At 66.5% G+C, this 23,323-nt stretch carries 26 protein-coding genes; 15 read left to right on the forward strand and 11 right to left on the reverse strand.

Annotated features, from left to right (window positions below; all coding sequences use genetic code 11):
• Positions 1–89 precede the first annotated feature (89 nt).
• From TV39_RS04310 to TV39_RS04335, 6 genes are all read left to right on the forward strand, one after another.
• The gene (locus TV39_RS04310; RefSeq protein WP_043478795.1) at positions 90–608 is read left to right on the forward strand and encodes a DUF3592 domain-containing protein; all 519 of its coding nucleotides are present in this window, start codon (positions 90–92) and stop codon (positions 606–608) included.
• 9 nt (positions 609–617) lie between these two features.
• The gene (locus TV39_RS04315) at positions 618–1,118 is read left to right on the forward strand and encodes a GNAT family N-acetyltransferase (protein ID WP_043479146.1); all 501 of its coding nucleotides are present in this window, start codon (positions 618–620) and stop codon (positions 1,116–1,118) included.
• Positions 1,119–1,217: 99 nt separating this feature from the next.
• Positions 1,218–2,246 carry a hypothetical protein gene (locus TV39_RS04320; RefSeq protein ID WP_043478798.1) on the forward strand — a complete coding sequence of 343 codons (1,029 nt, stop codon included), beginning with the start codon at positions 1,218–1,220 and terminating at the stop codon, positions 2,244–2,246.
• 105 nt (positions 2,247–2,351) lie between these two features.
• The gene (locus tag TV39_RS04325; protein WP_043478802.1) at positions 2,352–2,711 is read left to right on the forward strand and encodes a cupin domain-containing protein; all 360 of its coding nucleotides are present in this window, start codon (positions 2,352–2,354) and stop codon (positions 2,709–2,711) included.
• A 167-nt stretch (positions 2,712–2,878) separates the two neighbouring features.
• Positions 2,879–4,237 (forward strand): MFS transporter, encoded by a 1,359-nt coding sequence (locus tag TV39_RS04330; protein WP_043478805.1) that lies wholly within the window; start codon positions 2,879–2,881, stop codon positions 4,235–4,237.
• 268 nt (positions 4,238–4,505) lie between these two features.
• Positions 4,506–4,919: an ester cyclase gene (locus tag TV39_RS04335; protein ID WP_043478808.1), complete on the forward strand. Its 414-nt coding sequence runs from the start codon at positions 4,506–4,508 to the stop codon at positions 4,917–4,919.
• A gap of 94 nt (positions 4,920–5,013) precedes the next feature.
• Here TV39_RS04335 and TV39_RS04340 read toward each other — a convergent pair whose 3' ends face one another.
• Complete coding sequence (locus tag TV39_RS04340) at positions 5,014–6,264, reverse strand: MFS transporter (RefSeq protein WP_442853480.1); 1,251 nt, start codon at positions 6,262–6,264, stop codon at positions 5,014–5,016.
• 160 nt (positions 6,265–6,424) lie between these two features.
• Positions 6,425–7,231 (reverse strand): helix-turn-helix transcriptional regulator, encoded by an 807-nt coding sequence (locus TV39_RS04345; RefSeq protein ID WP_043478811.1) that lies wholly within the window; start codon positions 7,229–7,231, stop codon positions 6,425–6,427.
• A gap of 69 nt (positions 7,232–7,300) precedes the next feature.
• Between TV39_RS04345 and TV39_RS04350 the strand changes: the two genes are divergently transcribed.
• The gene (locus TV39_RS04350; RefSeq protein ID WP_043478814.1) at positions 7,301–7,813 is read left to right on the forward strand and encodes a VOC family protein; all 513 of its coding nucleotides are present in this window, start codon (positions 7,301–7,303) and stop codon (positions 7,811–7,813) included.
• A 155-nt stretch (positions 7,814–7,968) separates the two neighbouring features.
• Entirely contained in the window at positions 7,969–8,289 is a 321-nt protein-coding gene (locus TV39_RS04355) for a GYD domain-containing protein (RefSeq protein ID WP_043478817.1), read from the forward strand.
• Positions 8,290–8,362: 73 nt separating this feature from the next.
• Here the strand turns inward: TV39_RS04355 and TV39_RS04360 are convergent, their stop codons facing one another.
• From TV39_RS04360 to TV39_RS04370, 3 genes are all read right to left on the reverse strand, one after another.
• On the reverse strand, positions 8,363–9,115 hold the full coding sequence (locus TV39_RS04360) for an ArsR/SmtB family transcription factor (RefSeq protein WP_043478820.1): 753 nt from the start codon (positions 9,113–9,115) through the stop codon (positions 8,363–8,365).
• Between the two features lie 160 nt (positions 9,116–9,275).
• Positions 9,276–9,788 carry a DinB family protein gene (locus TV39_RS04365; protein ID WP_043478823.1) on the reverse strand — a complete coding sequence of 171 codons (513 nt, stop codon included), beginning with the start codon at positions 9,786–9,788 and terminating at the stop codon, positions 9,276–9,278.
• A gap of 126 nt (positions 9,789–9,914) precedes the next feature.
• Positions 9,915–10,238, reverse strand: a complete 324-nt coding sequence (locus TV39_RS04370; protein ID WP_043478826.1) for a hypothetical protein — start codon at positions 10,236–10,238, stop codon at positions 9,915–9,917.
• 89 nt (positions 10,239–10,327) lie between these two features.
• Between TV39_RS04370 and TV39_RS04375 the strand changes: the two genes are divergently transcribed.
• Together TV39_RS04375 and TV39_RS04380 are read left to right on the forward strand one after the other, a co-directional pair.
• Complete coding sequence (locus TV39_RS04375; protein ID WP_043478829.1) at positions 10,328–10,828, forward strand: mycothiol transferase; 501 nt, start codon at positions 10,328–10,330, stop codon at positions 10,826–10,828.
• A gap of 20 nt (positions 10,829–10,848) precedes the next feature.
• Complete coding sequence (locus TV39_RS04380) at positions 10,849–11,718, forward strand: class II glutamine amidotransferase (protein ID WP_043478832.1); 870 nt, start codon at positions 10,849–10,851, stop codon at positions 11,716–11,718.
• Between the two features lie 33 nt (positions 11,719–11,751).
• On the opposite strand, the gene TV39_RS04385 is transcribed toward TV39_RS04380, so the two are convergent.
• From TV39_RS04385 to TV39_RS04405, 5 genes are all read right to left on the reverse strand, one after another.
• A complete protein-coding gene (locus TV39_RS04385; protein WP_043478835.1) occupies positions 11,752–12,204 on the reverse strand; it encodes an SRPBCC family protein in 453 nt (150 codons plus the stop codon).
• A gap of 76 nt (positions 12,205–12,280) precedes the next feature.
• A complete protein-coding gene (locus tag TV39_RS04390; protein WP_082049491.1) occupies positions 12,281–13,930 on the reverse strand; it encodes a PucR family transcriptional regulator in 1,650 nt (549 codons plus the stop codon).
• Positions 13,931–13,965: 35 nt separating this feature from the next.
• Positions 13,966–14,397: a DUF2177 family protein gene (locus TV39_RS04395; protein ID WP_043478841.1), complete on the reverse strand. Its 432-nt coding sequence runs from the start codon at positions 14,395–14,397 to the stop codon at positions 13,966–13,968.
• A complete protein-coding gene (locus tag TV39_RS04400; protein WP_043478844.1) occupies positions 14,394–16,268 on the reverse strand; it encodes an AMP-dependent synthetase/ligase in 1,875 nt (624 codons plus the stop codon). Before TV39_RS04400 ends, TV39_RS04395 begins: the two co-directional genes overlap by 4 nt.
• The gene (locus TV39_RS04405; protein ID WP_043478847.1) at positions 16,265–16,750 is read right to left on the reverse strand and encodes a MarR family winged helix-turn-helix transcriptional regulator; all 486 of its coding nucleotides are present in this window, start codon (positions 16,748–16,750) and stop codon (positions 16,265–16,267) included. The genes TV39_RS04400 and TV39_RS04405 overlap by 4 nt, the downstream gene beginning before the upstream one ends.
• Before the next feature lie 119 nt (positions 16,751–16,869).
• Between TV39_RS04405 and TV39_RS04410 the strand changes: the two genes are divergently transcribed.
• From TV39_RS04410 to TV39_RS04430, 5 genes are all read left to right on the forward strand, one after another.
• Positions 16,870–17,736, forward strand: a complete 867-nt coding sequence (locus TV39_RS04410; RefSeq protein WP_043478850.1) for a DUF1295 domain-containing protein — start codon at positions 16,870–16,872, stop codon at positions 17,734–17,736.
• Between the two features lie 129 nt (positions 17,737–17,865).
• Positions 17,866–19,137, forward strand: coding sequence for an alpha-hydroxy acid oxidase (locus TV39_RS04415; protein WP_052500490.1), 1,272 nt, complete (start codon positions 17,866–17,868; stop codon positions 19,135–19,137).
• Positions 19,138–19,218: 81 nt separating this feature from the next.
• Positions 19,219–20,121: an ABC transporter substrate-binding protein gene (locus TV39_RS04420; RefSeq protein WP_043478856.1), complete on the forward strand. Its 903-nt coding sequence runs from the start codon at positions 19,219–19,221 to the stop codon at positions 20,119–20,121.
• A 6-nt stretch (positions 20,122–20,127) separates the two neighbouring features.
• Entirely contained in the window at positions 20,128–21,222 is a 1,095-nt protein-coding gene (locus TV39_RS04425) for an amino acid ABC transporter permease (RefSeq protein WP_082049493.1), read from the forward strand.
• Complete coding sequence (locus tag TV39_RS04430; RefSeq protein ID WP_043478859.1) at positions 21,219–21,986, forward strand: amino acid ABC transporter ATP-binding protein; 768 nt, start codon at positions 21,219–21,221, stop codon at positions 21,984–21,986. Before TV39_RS04425 ends, TV39_RS04430 begins: the two co-directional genes overlap by 4 nt.
• A 24-nt stretch (positions 21,987–22,010) precedes the next feature.
• Here TV39_RS04430 and TV39_RS04435 read toward each other — a convergent pair whose 3' ends face one another.
• Positions 22,011–23,312, reverse strand: coding sequence for a hemolysin family protein (locus TV39_RS04435; protein WP_043478862.1), 1,302 nt, complete (start codon positions 23,310–23,312; stop codon positions 22,011–22,013).
• Positions 23,313–23,323: the final 11 nt, after the last annotated feature.

The following is a 23,323-nucleotide window of genomic DNA, read 5'->3' on the forward strand; positions in this document are numbered from 1 at the left end:
TCCGCACACCGTTTCGCTCCGAACTGGGCAAGCCGAACTGGCCAAGGCGCCCGGCTGCCCGCAGGTCAGCCGTGGGGCAGAATGGGGGCGTGACCTCACCGAACGTAACCGTAAACCGCAAGCCGAAAATGAAGCAGTGGGGGCTGACGAGCCTGGTGGTGACTGCGCTGGTCCTCTGCCTCGGCCCGGTTCTTATGGTGGTCGGCACACTCCAGATCAATGCCGACGAGGACTTGGCGCGGACCGGCGAGCAGGTCGCTGGAACCATCACCGAATTCCACGACAGATCGAACGCTTCCAAGCGCAGGATGAAAGTGGAGTTCCACTCAGCCGACGGTTCGCTGCACTACGAGTGGATCGCGGTGGACTATGAACAGCACCCCGTAGTGGGCGAGGAGGTCACGGTGGCCTACCGGGAATCCGACCCGGGCCAGGCAACGGTGCTGGGGTTTGAAAGCGACGGCGTGTATTTTCGGGGAGTCGGCACCGTCCTGACCTGTATTTTCGGGGGAATCGGAATCTTCCTTGTCGTCTCCTACCTGCTGGGCGTCCGGCAGGACCGGAAGAAGCTCGCCGAGCAGCTCAACCAAGGCAGCCACGGAGGTTAGGCTGAAATGATGGACTACCACATCCGTCAGGCCACTCCCGAGGATGCTGAGGCCGTGGTACGTATGCACACTTTGGCGCACGAGGAGTGCTACGGGCGCCAGTTATCACCGGAATTCTTCCAGGCCCGCAGGGCGAGTATTCCCGTACGGGTTGAACAGCGCCGACAATTCCTGGCGGCCACTGACCCCCGGCTCATTGCCCTGGACGACAGCAATGAAGTGGTAGGACTGGCCGACGCGGGCCCTGGCCTCGATGCGGACGGGCCCGAACAGCTGGAGGTGTATGCGATCTACATCCTCCGACGCACGTACGGCAGCGGCCTTGGCGCCGCGCTGTTGCATGCCGCCGTCGGCGATTCACCGGCGTACCTCTGGGTGCTCGAGGACAATCCCCGGGCGCGGGCCTTTTACCTCAAACACGGCTTTCGGCCCGACGGTGAACGCAAACTGCTTCCGCCGGAGTGGGAGGAACTGCCCGTGATCCGGATGGTCCGGCCGGTCAGGACGTAGGTTAGTCCGCAGCGTCATCCGGCTCCGAGCGCAGCATGTCGCCGGGCTGGCACGCCAGCACCGGGCCACAAGCCCAACGGCCGTGGTAGCCTGCCGACGATGGCTGTGGACCCTGCCCTGCTCGACTGGCTGCTTGACTCCGACCCGGCTCTGCGCTGGCAGGTGGAGCGCGACCTTGCGGGCGCCCCGCTTGAGGAGTGGGGCGCCACCCGGGCGCGGCTTGCGACGGAAGGGTTCGCGGCGCGGCTGCTCGCGCTGCAGGATCCCGACGGGCAATGGGCGGGCGGAGCGTTCTTCCCTGGCGACTTCGACTTCCATGGCCCCGAGGCAGCCGATGACGCGGGGCAGCCGTGGACCGCAACGACGTGGACCCTCAACACTCTCCGCGACTGGGGCCTCGATGCGTCCGCGCTCGCCGGCACGGCCGAGCTCCTCGCAGCCAACAGCCGCTGGGAGTACGACAACCTGCCCTATTGGGGTGGCGAGGTGGACTGCTGCATCAACGCTTACACGCTCGCCAGCGGGGCGTGGCTCGGGGCGGATGTCGCCGGGATTGCCCAATGGTTCCTGGACCATCAAATGGCCGACGGCGGCTGGAACTGCGAGTGGGTGGAAGGCTCCGCCCGTTCGTCGTTCCATTCCACGCTCAACTCCCTGAAGGGGCTGCTGTACTACGAGGCCACGACCGGCGGAAGTGACGCGCTGCGCGCCGCACGCCGGGCCGGTGAGGAATACCTGCTGCAACGCCGGCTGCTCCGCACCCTGTCCACCGGCGAACTCGTCGGTCCGTGGGTGACGCATTTTGCTTACCCGTTCCGCTCTTTCTACAGCGCGCTCAACGCGGCGGACTACTTCCGGGAGGCGGCCCTGCACGACGGCGTCCGGCCCGACCCAGCCCTTCAGGAGGCGGCCCTGCACGACGGCGTCCTTCCCGACCCGCGACTGGCTGACGCGATGGAGGTGATACGGGCCGCCCGCCGTCCTGACGGCACCTGGCTGCAAGAGCGACGCCACCCGGGACGGGTGTGGTTCGAGATCGACGTGGGCCCCGGCGAGCCGTCGAAATGGTTGACCTTCATTGGCACCCGGGTGCTCCAGTGGTGGGACGGGACGGTCGGGGTCCCGTAGCTGCGGGCCTCAAGTGTCCGTTCGCGCCCTCCCGGACGCCGGCGGACCCGGATGCAGGACCACCGGCCTATATCGCCCGGCAGTCCTGATGGGTACCGTGGCCTCATGCAGAAGATTTCGATCGAAGCCCTTGCCCGGCAGCAGCTCGCCGCGGCGCTTGCAGCGAACAACGGGCGTGCTGCCGACACCGTTTACGGCGGGCACGAAAAGGTGCTCCGCCAGACTGTCATGGCGCTCAAGGCCGGCACGCAGTTGAGCGAGCACCAGAACCCGGGCGACGCCACGGTCTTTGTGCTCCAAGGCAGCCTCCGCCTGCGCGCCGGCGACAACTCGTGGGACGGCAGGCCGGGTGACCTGCTGATCGTCCCGGACGGCCTGCACAGCCTGGAAGCGGAGGAAGACTCCACGTTCCTGTTTACCGTGGCGAAGGGCGCGAAGGGCACGAAGGGCACGAAGCAGGACTGAGGCCGCCGCAGCCTTCTCTCGGGCCCAACTGGCTCGCACTTAACGTCGTGAAAAGCGCTTTTGGCGACGTTAAGTGCCACCCAGTTGGGGGCGCGGAGAGCGGCTCTGACGGCACGCCGTCGTAACCAAGTTCGGACACCCGCGCCGATGTAGGCAAGACTGTTTCCGTGAGCAACAAAACCCGGACAGCCCTCGCCGTTGCCGGCCTCAGCCTGGGCACGTCGTTGAACCCGCTGAACTCATCCATGATCGCCGTCGCCCTCGTGGTGCTGCGCGCGGATTTCGGGCTCGACGTCGCCACCGTCACCTGGGTGATCACCTCCTTCTACCTCACCTCTGCGGCGGGCCAGCCGCTGATGGGCCGGCTGGCGGACCGCTTCGGGCCGCGGCGCCTGTTCAGCTTCGGAATGGTCCTCGTCGCGGTTACCTGCGCGCTGGCTCCGTTCGCCCCCAACTTCGCCCTGCTCTGCGTTGCCAGGGCGCTCATGGCCCTGGGCACGGCCACCGCGTACCCGAGTGCCGTCGTCATTGTCGGCGCGCTGGACCGGACAACGAAGGTGAAGTCCACCCGGCCGCTCGGCCGGATCCAGATGGCCAACACCTCCGCGGCGGCGGTGGGCCCGGTGGTGGGCGGGCTGCTGGTGAGCCTGGTTGGCTGGCAGGCTCTGTTCCTGGTCAACGTCCCGTTGTCCCTCGCGGCACTCCTCATTGTCCGGAAATTCGCGCCGGTGGACGAGGACCGGGAACGGGGGAGCGCCTCGGAGCTGCTCCGCGATTCCGACATTCCCGGCATCCTGGGCTTCGTCGGATCGCTGACCTTGGTCATGATGGCGCTGCTGAACGTCCTGCCGGATGCACGCTGGTGGCTGCTGGCCGGGGGTACAGTGCTGGCCGCCCTTTTCGTCTGGCGTGAATTGAAGTTCAGCCCGCCGTTCCTGGACCTGCGGCTTCTCGGACGGAACCGGCCGCTGCTCCTGGTCTACCTGGGCTTTGCGGTGTTCAACGGCATCTACTATTTCGCCTTCTTCGGCCTGCCCCAGCTGCTGCAGGAAGCGGGCGGTTACGATCCCGGCGTCGTGGGTCTCCTCATGCTGCCGCTGGCAGCGATGTCCGTGATCGCGACGCCCTTCGCGGTCCGCGCGATCGACCGCTTCCGGGTGCGGCGGGTGCTGATTGCCGGGGTGCTGTTCCTGGTGGTGGCCGCGGCAGCCATGTGGCTGCTGACCGCCTCCTTCGCCATCCCGCTGGTGCTGGGGCTCACAGCACTGATGGGCATTCCGTGGAGTGTGGTGAGCATCGCGTCCAGCCAGGGCATGTACATCTCCACCCAGCCGCAGGAGCGCGGCGTGGCGGCCGGCATTTTCCAGACCTGCCGGTACCTGGGGGCAATCACGGCGACGGTGATGATCGGCATCTTCTACGGCAGCGGTGTGAACCAGGCCAACTGGGGCCTCATGGTGCTCACCATGCTGGTGCTCGGCGCAGTGGCCTTCGGCGTGACGCTGCTGTGGCGCGAACGGAAATGAGCCCTTGGGTGCAGCCCGAAACCGCCTGAACAAGCGGCCCCGTCAGGCGCGCGAAGGCTTCCAGCTGCACCCCGCTTCCTTGTTTCCACGGCTTATTGACACCCAAAATTGCCGGGAATAACCTCTGGCTTAAGAACGTCTCCTGCCCCGTTGTCGAGTAATCGGGGTCAGCTTGTGGGCCGCTTCTGCACACCCTGCGGGCACACGTTGCGGGCGGCCATGGACCGGGGGATTTCTAACTGGTCTCATTCAAACAAAGGAGCCGAAAATGGCTGAGGGAACTGGACTCCTCAGGCGGTTTTACGAAGAAGTGCTGGTGGGCGGAAATCTCGCCCTCATTGATGAATTTGTGCTGGACGACATTCAGGACCACGTGGAGCCGATGCCCGGGCAGCCGCAGGGAAAGGACGGCGTGAAGTTCTACACCAACGTCATCCGCACGGCGTTCCCCGACCTCAGCGTCACACTGGACCCGGCGTTCGCCGACGGCAACCTGGAGGCCTCCCACGTGGTGATGTCCGGAACGCACAAGGGGGAGTTCCTGGGTATTCCGGCAAGCGGCAAGAGCGTGGCGTTCAGCAACACGGACATCATCCGGATTGAAGACGGAAAAGTGGCTGAACACTGGGGATCCTCCGATACGCTGAGCCTCATGCAGCAGATCGGGGCAGCGCCCGCCTGACCGGCGCCGCCCCGCCGTTACGGCCCCGCCGTGGGTTAATGGCCGACGGCGGGAGTCACCACGTGCGGCACCGTCCCGTGGCGGTGCCGCACCCTTAGGCGCGCGCGGCCACGGCAGGTGCCTCTGTCGACGCTGCAACAGGCGCAACGTAGCCCGCCTCTTTCGGGCCGGGCGGGTAGGCGTGCCTGCGTCCGGTCACCATAATCACCAGCGCGGCGACGACAGGCACCGCAGCAGCCACCGGCACCATCAGCGGCCCCGCCGTGGTGAGGGCGGCTGCGCCATACAGCGCACCGATGGTGATTCCCAGCTGGATGGTCAGCACAGTGAGGCCGTTGGCGGCTTCCCGGTACTCCTTACCGGCACGGAGGATGGCGGACTGGTTGTAGATGCCGATCGCGCCGAAGGCTGCTCCCCACACCGCCATGAGCACCAGGGCTCCAGGGACTGTCCTCCCACCCAGGGGAAGGAGGAGGAACGCGGCGGCGATGACCGCCGTCGTCATCAGCAGTGAACGGCGCGGCCGCATGTCCACCGTGATGCCGGCGATCCAGATGCCCACCAGTCCGGAGAACCCCAGGACGGTGAGGGAGAGGGTGATGCTGTAGTCGGGCAGGCCGGCCTCGCGGAGGAACGGTGCGATGAAGGTGAACAGCGCGAAGTGCGCCATGAGCATCAGCGGCCAGGCGATGGCCACCGATTTCACGCCGGGCTGGCCAATAGCCTTCCGCAGTGACGGCCGCGGCGCGTCCGGGAGCCGCCGCACGGCGGGCAGCAGCCACATGGCCAGTCCCGCGAGGACCACGCCGGTGCCCGCCAGCAGGAGGAAGGACGCGCGCCAGCCGATCAGCGCGCCCAGCGCCGTTCCCAGCGGGGCGCCGATGGCCAGGCCCAGGCTGTTGCCGCTGAAGACGATGGCCATCGCCTTGCCCACCTTGTGGGCCGGGACAATGCGCGCCACAAAGGGCGCCATGGCCGTCCAGAGCAGGCCGTGGGCAATGCCGCCCACCAGCCTGGCGGCGAGGGCTGCGCCGAAGTCTGACACCAGGCCCACTAAGGCGTTGCTGATGGCGAACGTCAGCACAAGTGCCACCAGCAGTGTGTGCCGGGGGACGCGGGCCAGGAGCATGGCGACAGGGATCACCGTGGCCACGATGATGGCGGCGTACCCGGCGGTGAGATAGCCCGCCACGGGTTCGGACACGTTGAGGCCGGCGCTGATCTGGGGGAGCAGGCCGGAGGGCAGCAGCTCGGTGGTGATGGCGGTGAAACCGATCATCGACAACACCAGCAGGGCCCCGAAAGGCATGCGGTCGCGTGCAGAAACGGAGGTCGCGGGAGGCACGGGTGAAGAGTCCTTTTCAGGGAGTGGGGAAGGAACACGGCGCCGGTTGCCGGTGTCCTACACTCAAATTACCTGACTTATTGGACGTGAGGCAGGGTCTGTCAGAACCACCTTCGCGGAAACGTGCGGACTCCTGTGAAGGCGGAGTGTTCTCTGCGGGTCAGCCGATCCACTCGGCCTGGTCCTGGAGGACTGACCGCCGGTAGGAGCTTGGCGTGAAACCCAGTGTCCTTTGGAAGTCGTTCGTCAGATGGGCATGATCGGTATAACCGAGTTCGGCAGCGATCGCCGCGAGGTCTGCCGCCGGGTTGGTCCGGGACCGGTCAGCGGCCTCCTGCAGGCGGCGCCTTCGGATCAGCGCGGACGGGCTCAGGCCGATGTACTTCTTGGCCACCCGTTGCAGGGTTCGCGGCGATACAAACAGCCGCGCCGCAACGTCCTCAAGGCGGGTCACGTCGGTAGAGGCGCCGATAAGGTCCATCATCGCGTTGGCAAGAAGGCCCTCCTCGGAGACCTCCGGACCCTCCGCTACCAGCCAGCCGGTGAACGCCTCAACCGCGCGCTGCCGGCGTTCGTGTGGATCGGTTCCGCCCATCGTCTCCGACACGGAGGCATGAAGATCCGCGAGCGGCAGCGGCAGTTGGGCATCCCGCAGGCTCCCCGGATCATCCGTGAAACGCGGCACGAGCGCGGGACGCAGGAGGGCCCCCACCGCCCAGCCGCGGCCCGTGAGATCGCGGTGTGACCGGCGGGTCGTTGGTCCGGCGAACTCCACAAGATCCTTCTGGACCACAAGGTTGGACGTCGGGAACGCAATCACGTGCTGGCGTGACGTGCGCCCCGGCTCAATGTCCCATTCGGGGATCCAAAACCACTGCACCAGGTCCGTGATGGACTCAGGTGCGGGCACCCGGTGAAACGTGGGGAGCCGGGCCGGGTACAGGATTCCCTTGAACGAATCCACCATGGGCACTCCTATCCGGGCTGTCGCAATTCTCCAAGCCGCCGGGGCGGACCCGCGCGTACCGTGAGAGTCATGACTGATACTACAAGCCCCGAACTGACCGTGGCCGCGGACGGCAAGCACACAACATCCGGCATCCCGCACGGCTTCACGAGCCTCACGCCGTTCCTTGCGATCACCTCGGCCAAGGAGGCGATCACCTTCTACCAGGATGTTTTCGGTGCGCGCACCGTCAATGTCACCGAGATGGGCGGCATTGTGGTCCACGCCGAACTGGACTTCGGCCAGGGGCGGCTCCAGATTGGTGAGCCCAACCCCGACTATCACCTCGTGTCCGCGCCGGACGGTGAGGACGACTGCTACTCCATCGGCTTCTACTGCGCCGATGCCGACGCCCTCGTGGCGCGCGCCGAACGGTCCGGGGCCACCGTTCGGGAGCCCCTGTCCACCTTTGTGTCAGGGGACCGGTTCGCCAGCATCCGGGACCCGTACGGTGTGCGATGGTCCATCATGACCCGCGTCGAGGACCTCTCCGAAGAGGAGAGCACGCAGCGCGTCACCGACTGGGCAGCCAAGCAAGGCTGAACCCACTCAGCCCTGGTTCCGCAGCGGTGAACACTCCGTTTTCCCACAATCCCCGCCAGCAACGGACTTTCCGGCAGCTGTTGTGGGTGCACGGCGGAGAGCCTACGCTGTGCGCACGGCCCCACTCCGGGGACCGCTTCCAGCCAGGAAAGACCATGACCAAGTATCTTTTTGAAGCGAATTACGTGGGCGAGGGAATCAAGGGGCTCATGCGCGAAGGCGGTACCAAGCGGCGCGAGGCGCTGGTCCAGGCCCTCGATTCTGTTGGCGGATCGCTCGAGAGTTTCTACTACGCTTTCGGGGACACCGACGTCCTGGGCGTCTTTGATGTTCCGGACCAGGCCGGGGCAGCAGCCCTCTCGCTGATGATCAATTCCACGGGCTCCGTCAACGTGCGGCTGAAGCCGCTCATGACGCCGGAAGACATCGACGAAGCAGCCAAGAAGACACCGGCGTACCGGGCGCCCGGGCAGTAACGCGGGACTAGACCGGGAAGCATGACGGCGGCACCCGCTTTGGTGCCGCCGCGCACTTCAGGTGTTCGTCACCTCAGGTGTACATCAGCGAGCCGGGTGTGGTGAGGAGTTCGCCGGTTTCCAGCCAGGTCTTCAGGCCGGAGAGGATCATCGGCCAGCCACCGAAGAGCTGGTCGTTGGCGCCGTCGCGGAGCTGGTCGTGGGTGACCGTCAGGCGGCAGGAATCGCCCACGGGCTCGATCTCCCAGGTGACCCGGGACGTGCCTTCGGCCTTGACGTCCTCGCCCCAGAGCGCGCGCATGCTTTGGACGAGCCGGCGCGGCGGGTCCACCTCCAGGTTCTCGCCCTCGCCCAGGAGGTCCCCGGATGTGGGGTTGCCCATCTCGAACCGGGACCCCGGCGTCCAGGCCGAGGTGATGACGGATCCGAACTGATACTTGCTGCGGATCTCGCCGTCCGTGATGGCCTCCCAGAGCCGTTCCGGGGTGGTCTTGATATAGATTTCGAAGATCTTTTCCATGGGACTTTCCAATCTGGTTTTGAGGTCGCTGAGGCCAGCGGCCCATGGTTCGGCATATTTGCTCACCCAGCGGTCGTGGACCAGCCGGATGGGCACCGGATTCAGGAAGTGGAGTTTCTCGCGCCCCCGGCGGCGGGTCACCACCAGGCCGGCGTCCTCCAGGATCCTGAGGTGCTTCATCACGCCGTAGCGCGTCATCTCGAAGCGGGCCTCGAGGGCGTGGAGGGTCTGCCCGTCGTTCCGGAAGAGTTCGTCCAGGAGGTCGCGGCGGGTGGCGTCGGCCAAGGCCTTGAATACGGCGTCCACAACTCCAGAATAGGTGACTAATTGGTCACATGTCTAGGGGGTGCGGGTTAGGGACAAAGACATTAAGGGACGGCTACTGACCGCCCCTAAGATTCCGAGCGCTTCGATGTAGTGGTCCACGCGCGGGTCCCTGGTGTAGCCCATGGCTGTGTTCGTGTCCTCAGCCGGCGGTGACCTGCTCGCGCAAGATCTGCTCGCGCAGGATGTCCGCGTGCCCGCAGTGCTGGGCGAGCTCCCGGAGCATATGCAGGTACACCCAGCGCAGAGGGAGCGGGCCGCGGCGGTTGCCGCGGAGCACGTCGTCGAGCTCCAGGACCGAGGTGGCACGGAGGGAGGCTTCGCAAGCTTCGCGGTGGGCCTGCTGAACGGTTGCGATGGTGTCCCGGTCATCCAGGATGAATGACTCATCCGGGGTGGCCGGGATGCCGATCTCGGCGCGCGACCGGCAGGTGATGGCCTCGTCGAACCAGACCTTCTCCACGAAGGTGGCATGCTTCACCAGGCCCAGCAGCGTGGTCCGCGAAGGCACCAGGGAGCGCCGCGCCTGCTCCTCGGTCAGCCCGTCCAGACAGGCATTAAGCATGCTGCGGTGCTCATTGAGGAACGCCTCGAACTGGACGCGGGCCGGCTGGTTGATGACGTCTCCGGTGAAGGTGGCGGGGAGGGCAGGCATGTGTGAAGTATTGCAAGGCCGTCAAGGCGGGGCAACGGCACGGTTGCTCTCCCGGCCACCGGCCACCGGGCAGACCCGCGACCGGGCAGCCCCGCGACTGGGGAGCCCGTCTATTGGACAGCGCGGCTACTGGGCCGAGCGCCGGTGGCGCGCCAGGCGCACCAGCTGGCTGAAGGCGAAGACGAAAACGGCCTCGATCAGCACCATCAGTCCGAGCAGCAGCCACTGCCCCTGGCTGATGAACACGACGGCGCCGGTGAGGACCAGCACGGTTCCGAGGAACAAGGCATATACGGCGAACCCGAAGGCCACCTTGGCGCTCCGCACACCGGTGCGGAAGCCAAAGCCCATTGGCTGTCCGCCAGGGAGCCCCTCAACGCGGTCGGGGCCAGCGGGTTGGAGCTTGTCGAACTCTTCCCAGGGGTCCCGGTCCTGATCCTGATCGGTCATAACTCCATTATCCCGCTCATCCGGCCGCCCTATCCGCCAGCGCCGCTTCCATGCAAGCATGGGCCTCACCGAAACAGTGAGGGGACCTGATGAAATCCAATGAACTGCTGCTGGACGCCTTCGGCCGGATCCGCGAGACCGTGGAAGCAACCCTTGACGGGACGGACGACGCCGGCCTGGCCCGCCGTCCGGCGGGCACCGGAAACTCGATCGCGTGGCTGATCTGGCACCTTGGCCGGGTGGAAGACGCGCAGGTGGCCTCCGCCGCCGGCCTGGAACAGGTCTGGACCTCGCAGGGGTTTGTGGGCCGCTTCAACCTGCCGCTTCGCGAGCATGACACCGGGTACGGCCATTCCAGCAAGCAGGTCGATTCGGTGCGGGCGCCGGCGGAGTTGCTGCTCGAATACTACGACGCCGTCCACCGGCAGACAGCGGATTTCCTGCAAACCCTTGGCGACGACGACTTCGACCGCGTGGTGGACACCCGCTGGGACCCGCCGGTCACGCTCGGGGTGAGGCTGGTCAGCACCATCGCCGACTGCCTCCAGCACGTGGGTCAGGCAGCCTACGCGAAGGGCCTGAAACACTGACGGACTGAGCGGAAGCTGCCATGTGCCGACTATTCGGGCTGCACGCTGGTTCCCGGCCGGTCCGAGCCACGTTCTGGCTCCTGGACGCCCCGGACAGCCTCGCGGACCAGAGCCGGCGCGAGCCCGACGGCGCCGGCATAGGGACGTTCGACGCGGACGGCAGGCCCCGCGTTGCCAAACAGCCGCTTGCCGCGTGGGAGGACCACGCTTTCGCCCGTGAGGCGCGGGACCTGAAAAGCACCACGTTCCTGGCCCACGTGCGGTATGCCAGTACCGGCGCCCATACGATGGTCAACACCCACCCGTTCGAGCAGGACGGGCGGCTGTTTGCCCATAACGGGGCCTTCGGTGACCTCGCTAAGCTCGATCAGCGCCTGGGGGAGCTCGGCGTCGCGGACCTCGTGCTGGGCCAGACGGACAGCGAACGCCTGTTCGCACTCATCACTGCCGAGAGCCGCCGGGCCGGAGGCGACGTGGAAGAAGGCATCACCGCCGCGATCAGCTGGGTCGCTGCCGAGCTGCCGGTCTTCAGCCTGAACCTCATCGTGAGCACGGCTACGGACCTGTGGGCGCTCAGGTACCCGGCGGCCCACGAGTTGTACATTCTTCAACGGGACCCTGCCGCTGCTCCGGCTCCGGCGGCCCCTCTGGACGCGCGGAGCAACCGGATCCACTCCCGCAGCACCGAACTCGCCTACAACCCGCATGTCCTCTTCGCTACCGAACCGATGGACCATAACCCGGCGTGGCGTCCCATGGCATCCGGCGAACTGGTGCACGTCGATCCTTTCCTGGCGGTGACCGCCACTTTCCCCTTCCCGGGCGGCCCTGCGCATCCGCTCACTCTCGCGGATCTCGAACCTCACGCGGCGGCGTCCCAGAAACCTTGACCACTGATCCGCCAAACCGCGCTTGGTCCGGGACTAACCCCGGCCGCCTGCCAACGCCTGCAGTTTCTCGAGCGAATCAGTCCAGCCGCCGCGGTGCAGTTCCAGCCGTTCCTCCGTGAGGAACGGTCCCTGTGACAGCGCCAGGCGCGTGCCGTCGTCGGCCGTTTGGAGTGAAAGGTCGACGACGGTGTCCCGGTCATCCGGCGTCGGCTCCTCCCAGCGGAAGGTGTAGACGAGGCGAAAGGGAGGATCGATCTCGAGGAACTCGCCGGAGAGGTGGAACGGCTCGCCTTCCGGCGGCGCCATGCGGAACCGGTAGCGGCCGCCCTCAGCGAGGTTCAGTTCGGCTGACGGGATGGTGAAGCCGTGCGGGCCCCACCACTTCACCAGTTCGGATGGCTCGGTCAGCATCCGGAAGATTCCCTCCGGAGGAGCAGGGAGCGTGCACTCCAGGTTCAGGACCAGCCCGGCGGTTTCCGCGTTCATCGTCCCACTCTGGCATCCTGCGGACACGGAGGAAAGACGCCAGCGAAAGAAGCGGACGCCGGCGGAAGACGCGGGCCTACTGGTTGTGCCCGGCCCACAACTGCAGCCACAGGAGAAGGCGCGTTTCGGGATCATCCAGATCGATGCCGAAGAGGGCCTCCACCCGGGACAGGCGGTAGCGGACGGTGTTAACATGCACGTCCAGTGCCTTGGCGGCCTCGATCGCGTTGCCGCCGCAGCCCAGGTAGGCATAGATGGTCTCTTCGAAGGACTTCTTATGGGTTTCGTCGTACTCGGCGATCCTGAGGGCGTGGCTCCCGGGGAGGTGGCCGGACGCCGTCAGGGACGAGGCGATCTGGCGCAGCTGCAGCCGCGAGCCCAGCGACTCGTCGTCCGCCACCACGTCATCCGAGCCGGCAGCTATGCGGCCCTCGACGACGTTGCGGACCAGTTCGGACAGGACCAGTTCCGCGTTGACCCTGGACTCGGTGAGCCGGTCGATGGGGGCCGCCGTACCCAGCGCGGCGAGGACCGGGCGTGAGAGCAGCCGCCGCGCGTTCTGGACAATTTTGAGCAGCGCGCCGCGTTGAAACTGCAGGGACGAGTCAGTGCTCTGCGGCAGGACGATGTACACGATGCCGTCCGCGAGCCCGCAGACTGCTGAGGGCAGCCGGATGGCGCAGGCGGTCCGGATGGTGTCGAACAGCCGAAGGCGTGACTGCAGCGTCTCGGCCGCTATGGCGTCCGCCGGCCAGACGCTGAGTGCGGCCACCCGGATGGAAGCTGCCGAAATGCCCAGCCGGATGGCGGCCAGCTCGGCGCGCTCCGGCTCGAACAGCAGCGGCTGGACCAGGTCCATCTGGCGGGTGAGGTTGGAGACGTACGTGGTGCGCTTGTGCAGGATATGGAGCGCGGCAACATTGGCGGCTTCCCGCAGGATCCGGTCCGCGTCCTCGTTGTGGTGATCGGCGCGTTCCAGGAGCCAGAGCGATCCCAGCACGGCGCCGCCGGCCCGGATGGCGATGGCCGTACGCCGGAGCCGGGGGTCCTCGGTCGCCACATCCAGCGCGTCGCTGGCGGCATGGACGCGCCGGTAGTCCTTGTCGGTCTGCACGGAATGCGGAACGTGCAGGCGCAGGATGGAGCTTCGCCGCGTCTCGTCGATGGGCTGGTCCGGGAGGGTGGAATAGGCCAGGATCGTCTGGTCCGGATCGGCGATCGCAATGGCACCGCCAGCCTGGGCTGCCACGGTGTTGGCCAGGTCGAACAGGTCCCCGGGGCGGATGTCCACCAGGGTGCGGCCTGACTGCCGGTGCGGGACGACGGCGGCGTCCATGATCTCCGCCAGCTGGTTCCACGGCACCGGGTCGGACGCGCGGAAGAGGGCCATCCCCGTTTCCCTGGCGGCTGCCCGGAGGGCGGCATCCGGCTTCCCGTTGGTCTTGTAGACGATGGCCACGTAGCCGGCGTCGCGGAGTTCCTGGACCTTGCCCCGCAGCCGCTTGCCGGACAGCGACAGGCCGATGGCCAGGGCAACAGCGCCGGGGAATCTGGCTGGCGCGGCCGTCGAGTCGTACAGCACCGAGCCCGCGACAACCTGATGGTCATCGGCCGGCATCTCCACGACGCTGACGATTTCCGATCCGGCCGAGAGCGCCACGTCCGCGAGTGTGGGCTGGGATTGGTTCTGCGCGCCGGGGAACACCCCTGCACCGTGACCAGGCATAACGGAGCTACTGACCGTATTGGCGGCGTCGGGGACTATGACGCACGTTGCTGGACACGGGCGGGCCGGAGCACGGTGGCCGTCAGCCAGGTGACGGCGCTGCACACCCCGGCACCCCAGGCGATGTCAGTCACGGCCACCAGGACGGGGAAGTCCTTCAGCACGGCGAGCGCGGTCAGGGCCCAGGTTGCATAGGTGAAGAAGCCGAACAGGGCGGCGCCCGTCACCCGTTGCCGCATGGTGGCGTCGGCGTCGTTGGGCCGAATACCGTAGTGCACGATCCCCACGACAAAGATCAGGTAGAAGACGACGGCGCCAGCGACGTTCACGCTGGGCGCGAGCAGGTCCCCGATCTGGCTTTCGTACTGCCTGTTGGCCACGGTGATGATCCAGGCAACGTCGATGACGGCGAACACGACGGCGGCCGCCGCGTAGGCGAGCAGCCATCTTTTGACTCGAACGTTCATGCTTGGCTCCTTGGCTGGGCGTAGAGGGTTTCGACGATGTGCCGGGTGCGTTCGGCAAAGGCTGCACGCTTGAGCTTCATGGTGGGCGTCACTATACCGTTGGCCTCACTGAGGTCGGTGAGAAGCAGCACGAAGCGGCGCACCTGCTCGGACTGCGCGATCTTCGCGTTCGCGGCACTGACAGCGTTGCCGATCGCGGCGAGGAGCCGCGCGTCGTCGACCCGGACCGCGCCGCCGTCGTCCGGGATCCGCAAGCGGGCCAGGTCCGCTATGCCCTTGCGCGCTGCCCAGGCCGCGACGGAATCCGGATCCAGCAGCACGAGTCCGCCGAGGTACGGTTTGCCCTCTCCCACCATCACGGCATGGGCCACCAGGGGGTCGCCCTCCACATAGCCTTCCCAGATGGCGGGGGAGATGGTCTTGCCGCCCGCAGTGACAATGACGTCCTTGAGCCGGCCCGTGAGGGTGAGCCGTCCCGTCCCGTCGATCCGGCCGAGGTCTCCGGTCCGGAAGAACCCGTCCGCGAAGGCGTCCGTGTTGTCGGAGGGCTTGCGGTAACCGGCAAAGACGCCCACGCCGCGGGCCAGCACCTCGCCCTGGTCCGAGATGCGCACGGTTGTTCCGGGCATGGGGACGCCCACGGAGCCTGACATTATCGCGCCGGGCATGTTGCCGGTCAGCGGAGCGGTGGTCTCGGTGAGGCCGTAGCCCTCGATCACCGGCAGGGACAGGCCGCGGAAGAACAGGGACAGCTCGGCGTCGAGGGCGGCCGCGCCGGACAGCAGGAAGTCGAGCCGTCCGCCCATCAGTTCCCGCAGCCGGGCGTAGAACAGGCGGTCGTACAGCGCATGCCTCAGCCTCAGCCTCAGGCCCGGCCCCGCCTTGGCCGCCGGGTCGGCGTCGCGGGCTTCGGCGAACCGTCCCCACGCCACCGCGGTGCGCTGCGCCGAAGACCACACCCGTCCCAGATGCTTCTTCGCCGCGGCGCCCGCAGCGGACGCCTGGATCTTCTGCAGAACGCGGGGAACCACCACCAGGAACGTGGGCCGCAGGACGCCCAGGGCGGGAACGACATCCCGGGGATCGGACAGGTGCGCGATGCGCATGCCGTTGGCCAGGCAGATCAGCTGCAGTCCGCGGGCCAGCACATGGGACATCGGCAGGAAGATGATGGTGTTGCCGCCTTCACGGACCACTTCGGTGTAGGCGGCCGCCACGTTGAGCACCTGCCCCACGAAATTGCCGTGGGTGATGAGGGCACCTTTCGGCGCGGCGGTGGTGCCGGAGGTGTAGACGATGGTGGCCACCGAGTCGAGGTCTGCCAGCAGGCGCCGCTCCTCGACGGCGGCATCGGAAATTCCGGCGCCCCGGACCACGAGCTCAGCCAGGTCCGCGCCCGGGCGGGCGTCCATCGTCCAGACACCCAGGCCCGGTATTTCGGCCTGCTCGAATCCGTGCTCCAGCAGGGCAGCGTGCCCAGCGGTGCCGGCAACCGCGAGGCGCACACCTGCGTCGCCGAGGATGGCGGTCACCTGGGGAGCTGCCGACGTCTCGTAGATGGGGACGACGACGGCGCCGGCGAACCAGGCTGCCATGTCGGCCAGCGCCCACTCGTACCGGGTGGGGGACATGATGGCCAGCGATTCGCCGGGCCGGAGTCCGACGGCGATGAGGCCCTTGGCGAGGGCCCGCACCTCCTCCACGAACTGCCGGGTGGTCACCCGCCGCCACGGTTCCGTGATTGCGGCATCGGCGGCGCGTACCTCGAAGGCGACGTGGTCGGGGGAGGTCCGGAACCGCTGCATGAGCAGCTCGGTCGCGTTTCGGTGAACGGACGGCTCAACCAGCAGCGGGGTGGTGAACTCTCTCATTGGCTGTCTCTCTCGGAAAGTGCGTGGAGGTGGTCACGCATCAGGTGCCGGGCGACGTCGAGGAAATCCGCCACGGCGCTCTGCTGTGCGGCCGGTAGGGCCTGAAGGTGCCGGTCCGTGGCAGTCATCAGGGGCCGCATCAGGTCCATGATTCCTGTGGAGTATTCCCGTGTGGTGCTCACTCGGACCTGGCGACGGTCGTCGGCGCCGCGGTGCCGGGCCACGTAGCCGCGGCTCTCCAGCCGGTTCACGATGGCAGTGGTGGTGGCAGGCGTTGTGCCGAGGTCCTCCGCGAGCCTGCCCACGGTCACCGGTCCCGATCGCTCCAATGCCGACAATGCGCGGAAGTCAGTGAGGTTGATGCGCATCCCCCGTGCGATCTCGCGCTCAGTTTCGTTGGCGAGGGCGAACAGGGTTTGCAGCGCCACCGCGGCCGGGTGATACGTCGGTGCACCTGGGCCCTCACCTGCTTGCATTTGCATGTATCCACCCTACTCAATAAAATTAGATATTCAAACAGAATTGAATAGTAGGCTGGCTAGCGTATTCAGCCCCGGGTGCTCTTGTCGGATTTCGTGCCGGCGCCTGAAAGGAAGCTTTGATGAAGGAATCGGACCGTAAAGCACTCATTAGTCTCCCGGTGGTTGTGGTCATTGGGGCGTTGGTTGCCGGGGCCGGCAGCCAGGCCGGCGCAACACTTGGCGGTTTCCCCCTGTTCGCCCTCGGAGTCGGGGCTGCGTTCCTCATCCAGTGGGTGGCGTTCATCCCTGCCTTCAAGGGGCAGACAGAGAAGTTCTACGACCTCACCGGCGCCCTGACGTACATCTCCATCACCCTCCTCCTGGTCCTGCTCACCCCGGGCGTGGATGCACGGGGGCTTCTGCTCACGGCAATGGTGGTGGCGTGGGCCGCGCGGCTGGGAAGCTTCCTGTTCCGCCGAGTCAGCAGGCACGGCAAGGACGATCGCTTCGATGAGATCAAGCCCTCGTTCCACCGGTTCCTGAACGCCTGGACCATTCAGGGGCTCTGGGTGGTCCTCACGGCAGCAGCTGCCTGGATTGCCATGACGAGCGCCACCCGTGTGGCACTCGACTGGTGGGCCCTCGCGGGCTTTGTGGTGTGGGCGGCCGGCTTCGGCATCGAGATAGCGGCGGACAACCAGAAGGGCCGGTTCAAGGCGGACCCTGCCAATGAGGGCAAGTTCATCTCCACCGGGTTGTGGTCGAAATCCCGCCACCCCAATTATTTCGGCGAGATTGTGCTCTGGATCGGCGTGCTCCTCATCGCCATGCCGGTGCTGGAAGGCTGGCAGTGGGTGGCCTTGCTCTCTCCGGTGTTCGTGGCGCTGCTGCTCATCAAAGCCAGCGGCATACCGCTCCTGGAGAAGAAGGCCGATTCGAAATGGGGCGGCCAGGCCGATTACGAGGCGTACAAGAAGAACACCCCGGTCCTGATCCCCAAGCTTTAGCAACGCCGTACCCACTTTGGTAGGCACTGCCAAACTGATGGCCCATAATTTGTTGTTCCCTCCATAGTCGTCCGGGGTCCCGCTTCGTACGCTGAACCACAACGTATGCACAAAGGGGAAAGGCCGTCATTGAAAATCAGCGAAGCCAGGCAGCTCGTCCAGGTCAAAGCCCCCGTACTATCCCGACGACGCCGAGTGCTGGCCAACGCTTTTAATGTGGAGGAATACCGGAAAGCGGCACGCAGGGTCCTGCCGGCCGGGATTTTCGACTACCTCGACGGCGGTTCCGAGGACGAGGTGACGCTCCGCCGCAACCGTGCCGTCTTCGATTCCTGGGCGCTGATGCCCAGCTGGGGCCCGGTCTCGGGACCGGACACCAGCACCACGCTGCTGGGAAAGAGCAGTGCCCTGCCGCTCACCCTGACGCCCACCGGGGCAACCCGCCTGTTTCATCCCGACGGCGAACTGGCCGTCGCCGCTGCCGCGGACCGGGCAGGCATCCCCTACGGGCTGGCCGGGCTGAGCACCGTAGCCATGGAAAAAATTGCGGAGAACCACCCGGCACTCGACCGCTGGTTCAACTTCGGGCTCACCTCCGACGCGCAGGCACTGAAGGACAAACTGGCGCGCTGCGAAGCTGCCGGATTCACCACCCTGATTGTCGGCGTCGACACCCGCGCCCTGGGTGCCAGGGAACGGGACCTCCACAACGGCTTCACCGCGCCGCCGGCACTGACACTCTCAACCATCGCGGACATCGCACGGCGGCCGTCCTGGTGGATCAACTTCCTGACGGCGGACGGCATCAGCTTCCCCAACCTGGATCCGCGCAGCGCAGCGGCCACCTCCGTGGTCACCCCGTCCATGTGGCAGCACATCCTGGGCCACTCGGATGCCACCAGCGGGTGGAAGGAACTGGAGGCCCTGCGCCAGGCGTGGCACGGCAGGATCGTGCTCAAGGGCTGCGTCAACCCGGCCGACGTCGACAAGGCAGCCCGGATCGGCCTGGACGCCGTCCAGCTCAGCAACCACGGCGGCCGCCAGCTCGACCACATGCTCAGCCCCATGGACGTGCTGCAGGAATCGCGGCAGCGCGTGGGCGATGCGATCGAGATCTATGTGGACTCGGGCATCCGCCGGGGGAGCGACGTCCTCAAGGCGCTCGCGCTGGGCGCCGATGCCTGCTCCATCGGCCGGGCCTACCTGTACGGGCTGGTGGCGGCGGGCTCGCCGGGTGTCGGGCGGATCATCGAGATCTTCTCGGACGAACTCCGGCGTACCATGACGTTAGTAGGCGTTTCCAGCATTTCCGAGGTGAAAGATCGGGGCGGGGAAATTCTCCGGGACATCCGTCATTCCGGGGAAATCCTTGAAACAACAGCGTCAGGCACCACGCACTAAACGAGTTCCGAACAAGTACACAGTGCACTTCTCCCGCGGCGTTGCGGGAGCTGCAAAAATCCCTGAACAGCTAAGGAAGCCATGCGCACCCGATACCTCATTCCCGTCCTCACCATCGCCACGGCGCTCTCGCTTTCCGGCTGCGTCGACAACAGCCAGCCGGCGGCCACCGGCGGCGCGTCCGGCACCGCCGAGGCCATCGACGTGAAGAAGAATGACGCCGTTGCCGCGATGCTGCCGGAGAAGATCAAGAACGCCGGCGTGCTGAACGTGGGCATGGCCAACAACTACCCGCCCAACGAGTTCAAGGATGACAACGGCGCCCCGGCAGGCTGGTCCGTGGACCTCACCAACGCCCTGGGCAAGGTGATGGGCCTGAAAGTCAACTTCGACATCGGCACCTTCGACAACATCCTGCCGGCCGTGCGCGCGGGCAAGGACGACATGGGCATGTCCTCCTTCACGGACACGCTGGAACGCGAAAAGCAGGTGGACTTCGTGAACTACTACTCCGCCGGCATCCAGTGGGCCGCCCCCAAGGGCAAGACCGTGGACCCCAACAACGCCTGCGGGCTGAAGGTGGCCGTGCAGGCAACCACGTATGAGGACACCCACGAGGTGCCCGCCAAGTCGAAGGCCTGCACCGACGCCGGCAAGCCCGCCATCACCATCTTCAAGTACGACGCGCAGGACCAGGCCACCAACGCCCTGGTGGTGGGACAGGTGGACGCCATGAGCGCCGATTCGCCCGTGACCCTCTACGCGATCTCCAAGACCAAGGACAAGCTGCAGACCGCCGGCGACGCCTTCGAAGTGGCGCCGTACGGCATCCCCGTGGCCAAGGGCAGCGAATTCACGCCGGCCCTTCAGAAGGCGCTCCAGACGCTGATCGACGACGGCACCTACACCAAGATCCTGTCCAAGTGGGGAGTGGAAGCCGGCGGAGTCAAGACGGCGGAGCTCAACGTGGCAGCCAAGGGGTGATACAGCATGAGCGAGCCGGAATCCGGCCGGATGATTGAGGCGGACCCCGGCAGGAACGGGGACCCCGGCAGGACGCCGGAACCGGGCAGGAAGCCCGAATCCGCCAGGAAGCAGCGGGCAGGCAGGGCAGTGGACGACGACGGCGCGCCGCCGGAAGCGATCGTGGCCATCCCGCTGCGCCACCCGTGGCGGAACGTGGTGGCAGTGCTCCTCATCCTCGGGCTGGCGGTCTTTGTGCTGGACGCCGCCCAGCGCCCGGACTACGGCTGGGCGGACGTGGGCAAATACATCTTCGACCGCCGGATCAGCCAGGCCGCGTGGGTCACGTTGTGGCTGACCATCTACGCGATGATCGGCGCAATCGTGATCGGCCTGCTGCTGGCCATCATGCGGCTTTCGCCCAACCCTGTGCTGAAGAGCATCGCCTGGCTGTACATCTGGATTTTCCGCGGCACCCCGGTGTACGTGCAGCTGGTGTTCTGGGGCATCGTGGCGCTCATCTATCCGGTGTTCACGCTGGGCATCCCGTTCATGGACCCGTGGGTCACCATCCCGAATGAGGTGTTCACCAACCTCTTCATCACCGCGGTGATCGGCCTGGCCCTCAACGAAGCTGCCTACATGTCCGAGATTGTGCGGGCCGGCCTGCTGTCAGTGGACGAGGGGCAGGCGGAGGCGTCGACGGCGCTGGCCATGTCCTGGGGTCAGACGATGCGGTTTGTGGTGGTCCCGCAGGCGATGAAGATCATCATTCCGCCCACCGGCAACGAGGTGATCTCGATGCTCAAGACCACCTCGCTGGTGGCGGCGATCCCGTTGAGCGTTGACCTCTACGGCGTGTCCCGGGGTATCTCCGCGGTGACGTTCACGCCGGTGCCGCTGCTGATTGTGGCGTCCCTCTGGTACCTGCTCTTCACCTCGGTGCTGATGGTGGGCCAGCACTTCATTGAAAAGCGGTTCTCGCGCGGAACCGGACGGGCCAAGACGGGCAAGGAAGGCACGACGCCGGAACCGACGGCGGTTTCCGGCGGACCGGGCGGTCCCGGTGCCCCGGGCGTTCCCGGCGGACCGCTCGGCAATGACTTTGGAGGAAAAGGATGACGGACGCGCCGATGGTGCTCGCGGAGAAGGTCTCCAAGAATTTCGGCACCAATAAGGTGCTGCGCGGAATCAACCTCAAGGTCAACCCGGGGGAGGTTCTCTGCATGGTGGGGCCCAGCGGTTCGGGCAAGTCCACGTTCCTGCGCTGCATCAACCATCTGGAGCGGGTTGACGGCGGCCGGCTGTCGGTGGACGGCCAGCTGGTGGGCTACCGCCAGAAGGGGGACAAGCTCTACGAACTGAAGCTCAAGGAAGCAGCCTTCCAGCGCCAGGAAATCGGGATGGTGTTCCAGCGGTTCAACCTGTTTCCGCATTTGACCGCGGTGGAGAACATCACCCTGGCCCCCATGCGGGTAAAGGGGATCTCCAAAGCCAAAGCCACTGCCCGGGCCAAGGAACTGCTGGAGCGCGTGGGCCTGGGGGACAAGGGGGATGCCTATCCGGCGCACCTGTCCGGCGGGCAGCAGCAGCGTGTGGCCATCGCCCGCGCACTGGCGATGGACCCGAAGCTGATGTTGTTCGACGAGCCCACCAGTGCACTGGACCCGGAACTGGTGGGCGAGGTGCTGGACGTCATGAAGGAGCTGGCCAAGAGCGGCATGACCATGATCGTGGTGACGCACGAGATGGGCTTCGCCCGCGAGGTGGCGGACACCCTGGTGTTCATGGATGAAGGCGTGGTGGTGGAGGCCGGGCCGCCGCGGCAGGTCCTCAGCGATCCGCAGCACGAGCGGACCAAGGCGTTCCTGTCCAAGGTCCTCTGACGGCTGCCCGCCAGGGACGCCTGTTCACCGGGCCGGCGGCTGCCCCGTCACGGGCGTCACCCGGATCCGGGCGATGCGGAGCCTGTCCATGGCGAGCACCGTCAGCACGTGGCCCGGCACCTCCACCCGGTCCCCGACGACGGGCAGGCGGCCCAGGCGGGAGATGACGAACCCGGCCACTGTCTCGTAGCGGCCCTCCGGCAGTGAGATGCCGGTGGCCGCCGCAAACTCCTGCAGGATCAGGCCGCCGTCCACGTCGATGGATCCGTTGGCCACGGTGACGCGGTCCTCGTGGTCGGCCCCTGTGTCGTACTCGTCGTAGATTTCGCCCACCAGCTCCTCCACCAGGTCTGCCAGCGTGACGATGCCGTCCGTGCCGCCGTATTCGTCCACCACCAGCGCTATGTGGTGGCCCAGCCGTCGCATCCGCGACAGCGTCGGCAGGACCCGGTTGGTTCCCGGCAGTGGGAGGAGCTCGCGGACAATGTCCTTCACCATTCCCTGGTCCTGCTGTTCATCCCGGGGCATCAGGTCGCGGATGTGGACGAAGCCCAGGACATCATCCGGGGTCCTGCCGATCACGGGAAACCGCGAATACGGGCCGTCCCGGACCATACTGCGGGCGTCCGCAATGGTCATGGTGCCGTCGATGAACGTCACCTCGGTCCGGGGGCGCATGACCTCCTGGAGCGTGCGGTCTCCAGCGCCGAACACGTCGGTCAGGATGTGCCGGCTGCTTTCTTCCAGCAGGTCGCTCTCCGCCACCATGTCCCAGAGCTCCTCGGAGCTGATGCCCTCCCGCTTGGCGTGCGGGTCACCGCCAAAGAGCCTGACCACGGCGTCGGTGGAAACGGACAGCAGCCAGATGACGGGCCGCATGACCTCGGACAGGACCACCAGCGGCGGGGCCAGGACCTTGGTGAAGCCGACGGCGCTCTGCATGGCCAGCCTCTTGGGAACCAGCTCACCCAGCACCAGCGAGAGATAGGCCACCAGCAGCGTCATGCCGATAAAGGCCACCGGCTCGGCCGCGGCGCCGAACCCCGCGCCTTTCAGGATGGGTTCGATATCGGGTGAAATGTTGGACGCGCCGTAGGCGGCTGAGAAGAAACCGGAGAGCGTCACGCCGATCTGGACGGTGGAGAGGAACCGGTTGGGGTTCCGGGCCAACGCGGCGGCGCGGGCCCCGCGTTTGCCGGTCTTTTCGATCCGGCGCACCTGGCTTTCCCGGAGGGACACCAGCGCCATTTCGGTGCCGGCAAAGACGCCGCCCAGCAGCACAAAGAAGAGAACCAAGGCGAAGTTGACCAACGTGCCGCTGTCCATGACCTGACACT

This window comes from Arthrobacter sp. SPG23, from assembly GCF_000876655.1.
GTDB lineage: Bacteria > Actinomycetota > Actinomycetes > Actinomycetales > Micrococcaceae > Arthrobacter.

What these genes read in the sequence shown, in the direction of transcription:
- TV39_RS04315 (WP_043479146.1), top strand. Translation starts at nt 618, where the DNA reads ATGGACTACCACATCCGTCAGGCCACTCCCGAGGATGCTGAGGCCGTG.
- TV39_RS04320 (WP_043478798.1), top strand. Translation starts at nt 1,218, where the DNA reads ATGGCTGTGGACCCTGCCCTGCTCGACTGGCTGCTTGACTCCGACCCG.
- TV39_RS04325 (WP_043478802.1), top strand. Translation starts at nt 2,352, where the DNA reads ATGCAGAAGATTTCGATCGAAGCCCTTGCCCGGCAGCAGCTCGCCGCG.
- TV39_RS04335 (WP_043478808.1), top strand. Translation starts at nt 4,506, where the DNA reads ATGGCTGAGGGAACTGGACTCCTCAGGCGGTTTTACGAAGAAGTGCTG.
- TV39_RS04345 (WP_043478811.1), bottom strand. Translation starts at nt 7,231, where the DNA reads ATGGTGGATTCGTTCAAGGGAATCCTGTACCCGGCCCGGCTCCCCACG.
- TV39_RS04350 (WP_043478814.1), top strand. Translation starts at nt 7,301, where the DNA reads ATGACTGATACTACAAGCCCCGAACTGACCGTGGCCGCGGACGGCAAG.
- TV39_RS04355 (WP_043478817.1), top strand. Translation starts at nt 7,969, where the DNA reads ATGACCAAGTATCTTTTTGAAGCGAATTACGTGGGCGAGGGAATCAAG.
- TV39_RS04365 (WP_043478823.1), bottom strand. Translation starts at nt 9,788, where the DNA reads ATGCCTGCCCTCCCCGCCACCTTCACCGGAGACGTCATCAACCAGCCG.
- TV39_RS04370 (WP_043478826.1), bottom strand. Translation starts at nt 10,238, where the DNA reads ATGACCGATCAGGATCAGGACCGGGACCCCTGGGAAGAGTTCGACAAG.
- TV39_RS04375 (WP_043478829.1), top strand. Translation starts at nt 10,328, where the DNA reads ATGAAATCCAATGAACTGCTGCTGGACGCCTTCGGCCGGATCCGCGAG.
- TV39_RS04380 (WP_043478832.1), top strand. Translation starts at nt 10,849, where the DNA reads ATGTGCCGACTATTCGGGCTGCACGCTGGTTCCCGGCCGGTCCGAGCC.
- TV39_RS04385 (WP_043478835.1), bottom strand. Translation starts at nt 12,204, where the DNA reads ATGAACGCGGAAACCGCCGGGCTGGTCCTGAACCTGGAGTGCACGCTC.
- TV39_RS04390 (WP_082049491.1), bottom strand. Translation starts at nt 13,930, where the DNA reads ATGCCTGGTCACGGTGCAGGGGTGTTCCCCGGCGCGCAGAACCAATCC.
- TV39_RS04395 (WP_043478841.1), bottom strand. Translation starts at nt 14,397, where the DNA reads ATGAACGTTCGAGTCAAAAGATGGCTGCTCGCCTACGCGGCGGCCGCC.
- TV39_RS04400 (WP_043478844.1), bottom strand. Translation starts at nt 16,268, where the DNA reads ATGAGAGAGTTCACCACCCCGCTGCTGGTTGAGCCGTCCGTTCACCGA.
- TV39_RS04405 (WP_043478847.1), bottom strand. Translation starts at nt 16,750, where the DNA reads ATGCAAATGCAAGCAGGTGAGGGCCCAGGTGCACCGACGTATCACCCG.
- TV39_RS04410 (WP_043478850.1), top strand. Translation starts at nt 16,870, where the DNA reads ATGAAGGAATCGGACCGTAAAGCACTCATTAGTCTCCCGGTGGTTGTG.
- TV39_RS04420 (WP_043478856.1), top strand. Translation starts at nt 19,219, where the DNA reads ATGCGCACCCGATACCTCATTCCCGTCCTCACCATCGCCACGGCGCTC.
- TV39_RS04425 (WP_082049493.1), top strand. Translation starts at nt 20,128, where the DNA reads ATGAGCGAGCCGGAATCCGGCCGGATGATTGAGGCGGACCCCGGCAGG.
- TV39_RS04430 (WP_043478859.1), top strand. Translation starts at nt 21,219, where the DNA reads ATGACGGACGCGCCGATGGTGCTCGCGGAGAAGGTCTCCAAGAATTTC.
- TV39_RS04435 (WP_043478862.1), bottom strand. Translation starts at nt 23,312, where the DNA reads ATGGACAGCGGCACGTTGGTCAACTTCGCCTTGGTTCTCTTCTTTGTG.